The sequence below is a fragment of the Microcoleus sp. S13_C5 genome (assembly GCF_036700845.1).
Taxonomy (GTDB): Bacteria; Cyanobacteriota; Cyanobacteriia; order Cyanobacteriales; family Microcoleaceae; genus Microcoleus.
The window spans coordinates 1-3,623 of the sequence record NZ_JAUBPR010000234.1 but is presented as its reverse complement, the minus strand read 5'-3'; the positions used below and the strand labels follow the sequence as shown (position 1 = coordinate 3,623).

Annotated in this window: 4 protein-coding genes; 1 reads left to right on the top strand and 3 read right to left on the bottom strand. The window is 45.8% G+C overall.

What is annotated here, in order from left to right; translation table 11 throughout:
* Positions 1-244 precede the first annotated feature (244 nt).
* The 3 genes from QUA04_RS29010 to def all read right to left on the bottom strand — a co-directional run bounded on the left by QUA04_RS29010 (position 245) and on the right by def (position 2,657).
* On the bottom strand, positions 245-1,582 hold the full coding sequence (locus tag QUA04_RS29010) for a PrsW family glutamic-type intramembrane protease (protein ID WP_333264073.1): 1,338 nt from the start codon (positions 1,580-1,582) through the stop codon (positions 245-247).
* A gap of 314 nt (positions 1,583-1,896) precedes the next feature.
* Positions 1,897-2,097 (bottom strand): hypothetical protein, encoded by a 201-nt coding sequence (locus QUA04_RS29005; protein ID WP_199292547.1) that lies wholly within the window; start codon positions 2,095-2,097, stop codon positions 1,897-1,899.
* Positions 2,097-2,657, bottom strand: coding sequence for a peptide deformylase (gene def, locus QUA04_RS29000; protein ID WP_333049453.1), 561 nt, complete (start codon positions 2,655-2,657; stop codon positions 2,097-2,099). The genes QUA04_RS29005 and def overlap by 1 nt, the downstream gene beginning before the upstream one ends.
* Positions 2,658-2,758: 101 nt before the next feature.
* Between def and QUA04_RS28995 the strand changes: the two genes are divergently transcribed.
* Positions 2,759-3,271 carry a DUF1648 domain-containing protein gene (locus QUA04_RS28995; RefSeq protein WP_333264069.1) on the top strand — a complete coding sequence of 171 codons (513 nt, stop codon included), beginning with the start codon at positions 2,759-2,761 and terminating at the stop codon, positions 3,269-3,271.
* Positions 3,272-3,623 lie beyond the last annotated feature (352 nt).

Below are 3,623 nucleotides of genomic sequence, written 5' to 3'. Positions count from 1 at the left end.
TCAACGGAAAAACTTTGGGGTTCCCACTTTTCACAACTGATAAAAAAATTCCACCCACATCTGCGGAATGTGGGTTTGAATTCAAAAAATTTACACTCTAGTGAATACCGAACCCGAACCAGTTCCCGAACCGATCGCCGTTGGGGGCACAGCTTTAGCATGGGCAGGTTTAACCTGGTTAAAACCCAAGAAAAAAATGGCAGTTTGAAGTGCGATCGCACCTCAACAATTAAGCACTCAGCAGTCACTTTTCAGAAAATATTCGAGTTGCAAAATTTTGCTCTCGATTCGGAGACAGAGCTCTGGCTTTCAAAATCGCAGCTACCAAAAACGCATAGGACAAAACTCCCACCAACGCCAGCAAAAGTACGCTGGCTGCTCCTGACGCATTCCACAAAGCGTGAAGTGCGGAAGCGCTGAAATAACCTACGCCCAAAATTTGCCAGCGCTTCCTAGGTTTGAGGGCGCTCAAACCGATAAAATATCCCAAATAGCCGCTGTAAGCCATGTGTCCGGCGGCCGAACCCAAAATGCGGGGAATTAGCAACTGCAATCCTACTAATTGTCCGGCGTCCGGCCCTGCTTGCAGGGTGACATTTTGGATGATATTGGGAACGTACTGCCCCAGAGTTTCTAACAGTGTAAAGCCGACTGCCGAAGCACTTCCTAACAAAATTCCGTCTAAAGGTTCCCAAACGCCGATGCGATCGCGCCACGGATTTTTCAGCCAATTTCCCAGCAACATCGCTCCCAAAACGGGCAGGGCTTTCAGCAATTCTTCCATTAGACCCGCCCCGAAAAACATTCTGGTCAAAAAAGGCAAAAAACTGATTGTTTCGCCTTCGGTTGGCAGGCGGCCGGGCAAAATTTCTCTAAATACTAATATAAATCCAATTAATAAGGGGCTGATCACAATCAGGACTGTAGCTAAAGCGGAACCAAGCAATACCCACCAAGGCTTGTGTTTGCCACATAGTTGATAGATAAAGTAGTAAGCCGCACCGGCGAGGTAAGCTGACAGCAGCAAGTTGAATGCTGCGGAATTACCAACCGCGACAAACATCGAAACGACAACAATAACTGTGGCAATACCTGGATATAAGTAAGCTTTTTGGCTTAATTGTTTGCCCGTGGAGGCGATCGGGAATAATTGAGTTAAAGTGAGAGCGTCTTTTTCGCTACCAGCAAAATTGCCCGTTTGTGGTGTAGGGAATCCGGGTTGATTTTGGTAAGGGGTTACGGGAGATTCAAATATAAATTCAGGGCCGTCTAGGCCGAGACTGATGCGATCGCCTGTTTCTAAAGTTTGGCAGCCAGAGAGCTTTTTTCCGTTGATATAAGTTCCGTTAGCGCTGTTGAGGTCGCAAATTTCCCATCTCGTCAAAGTACCCTGAGTCAGGGGACGGACTGCGGCGTGGCGGCGGGAAACCATGCCGTGGGCGATCGACTCTAAAGTTATTTGACAATTGCGATCGCGTCCGATGACCAATTCCTCATCTTCAGAAAGTTGGTACTTGGATGCTGGCGTTCCCGCAGCCTCTTTGGCTGGCACTTGTCGCAGAAATCCGATTTCATTAGTCATTAGTTATGAGTCATCAGTCATCAGTCATTAGACATTAGTTATGAGTTCGGGAGGTGTTAGCTGATGTTATTTTTGGGCCGTCTTGATTCCACAGTGATTAGTGATGAGTTCGCGAGCGGTTAGCTGATGTTATTTATCTGCTATTTTTATGCCACAGTTATTAGTTGTTAGGTGCTAACTAATCACGAATAGACATCTCCAAAAATTATTGTGGGGATAAGGGGTTAGGCATCCTGCCTGCCCAAAACCTACTTTTCTGGAGATGTCTAATGACTAAAAACTCATGACTAATAACTCATGACTAATAACTCTGCTTATAGATTTGCCCTGGCATCCTGAACGGCTGCATAGAAAAATATGCCAGTTAGCGGTACGCTCAGGGCGAGGATGATGCCCGTGACTAAATTGCCAAGTTGAGCTTCTCCCGAGGACAGCTCAAAAATTGAGCCGACTGCCGCGATCGCCGTGATGCACGAAAGAGCTAAGAGTAAACCACTTTTCGGAGTTCCTGCCATCATACTGATTTTACTGCCTTTGGCGAAAATTTGTGTTTGACTAATGCTTCATTCAGTGCGAGCTTGTTTTCTACTCGGTCTACAAACAGCACTCCGTTGAGGTGATCCATTTCGTGCTGAATTGCCCTCGACAGTAACTCTGTTGCTATCAGGGTTTGTGGGCGACCGTATTCGTCGCGGTAAGAGACTTCAATGACTTCTGGGCGTTTGACTTCTAAATAAACTCCCGGAATGCTCAAACACCCTTCTTGCAAGATGCAGATATCGCTGCTGCTACTTTTGATGGTGGGGTTGATCAAAACCATTGGGGGTGTGGCGGGGTTTTCCGGGTCGCAGTCGAGGACAATTACTTGTTTGTTGACTCCGACTTGGGGGGCTGCCAAACCGATGCCATCCGCACTGTACATGGTTTGCAGCATTTCTCGGACTAGCTGCCGAATTTCTGCATCGACGCTTTTGACGCGCTTAGCTGGCTGCCGCAGGACGCGATCGCCTAATGTGTGTATTGTTAGGGGCGGTTTTTCTAACTTTTTCTTTTCAATCAAAACCTGAGCCGTCATAGAACCTCGCGGGATGTTTGGAAACCCCCAACTAAAGCTGTTGGGGGATGAAATTGGAACCAATACTATTATTTTCAATATTAATCTAATTTTAAGTAGCCATGACTGGAAACGCACCAAACCAACGGCCGATTATTTCTCTGGGGCTTTCGCCTGTTTTAGTGGCGGTAGAGCTTTTAGGTGCGATCGCGATTTTGCTGGCTGTTTTGCTCATCGTCAAGTTTTGGGCGGTTTTGCCCGATCGAATTCCGATTCATTTCGGCTTAGGGGGGCTGGCTGATGCTTGGGGCGACAAGGTGACGATTTGGCTCATGCCGGCTGTGGCTGCGATTATTTTTGCGGTTTTAACTGCGGTATCGCGCTATCCGCATACTTTTAATTATCCCGTACCGATTACTTCTGAGAACGCTCGCCGGCAATATCTGTTGGGGCGAAGCCTTTTGGTTTGGCTGAAGGCGGAGATTTGCTGGCTGTTGGCGTTTGTGGTGCGGCAGCAAATTCTTGTCGCTTTGGGCAATGCTCAAAGGTTTAGTATCGAGTTACTTTTAGGGTTAGTTCTTTTGATTTTTGGGACGGTTAGCGTGTATTTGCTCAAGGCTTATTCTGCTCGCTAGATGTAGGGCAAAAATCTTACATATACCTAAAAACTGGGTTTTTGGATCGATTATTAACTACCGTTAATAATATATAACCTCTCAGAAATAAAGAAAGTTACTTGGTAACGAGTAATAAAATCCTAAAAATTTTATAAGTATTTTAGTCCTCACTACAAACATTTTTGATGGTGAGTAATTGACTGGACATGATAGGAATCACAGGCGAGAGGTTTGTGCTACGGTAAACGCCGATCGACTAACCCATCAGATATGTTTGCTGATTGTTCATCGGCAATAAGCTGTTGTGCATTTAAAACGCATATTGGTATAATATAACATAATGATATTCAGAAAAAGTGAATGCCTGCTA

Bases quoted from the DNA above. Each gene is read 5' to 3' on its own strand.
- QUA04_RS29010 (WP_333264073.1), bottom strand. From the start codon at position 1,582: ATGACTAATGAAATCGGATTTCTGCGACAAGTGCCAGCCAAAGAGGCT.
- QUA04_RS28995 (WP_333264069.1), top strand. From the start codon at position 2,759: ATGACTGGAAACGCACCAAACCAACGGCCGATTATTTCTCTGGGGCTT.
- QUA04_RS29005 (WP_199292547.1), bottom strand. From the start codon at position 2,097: ATGGCAGGAACTCCGAAAAGTGGTTTACTCTTAGCTCTTTCGTGCATC.
- def (WP_333049453.1), bottom strand. From the start codon at position 2,657: ATGACGGCTCAGGTTTTGATTGAAAAGAAAAAGTTAGAAAAACCGCCC.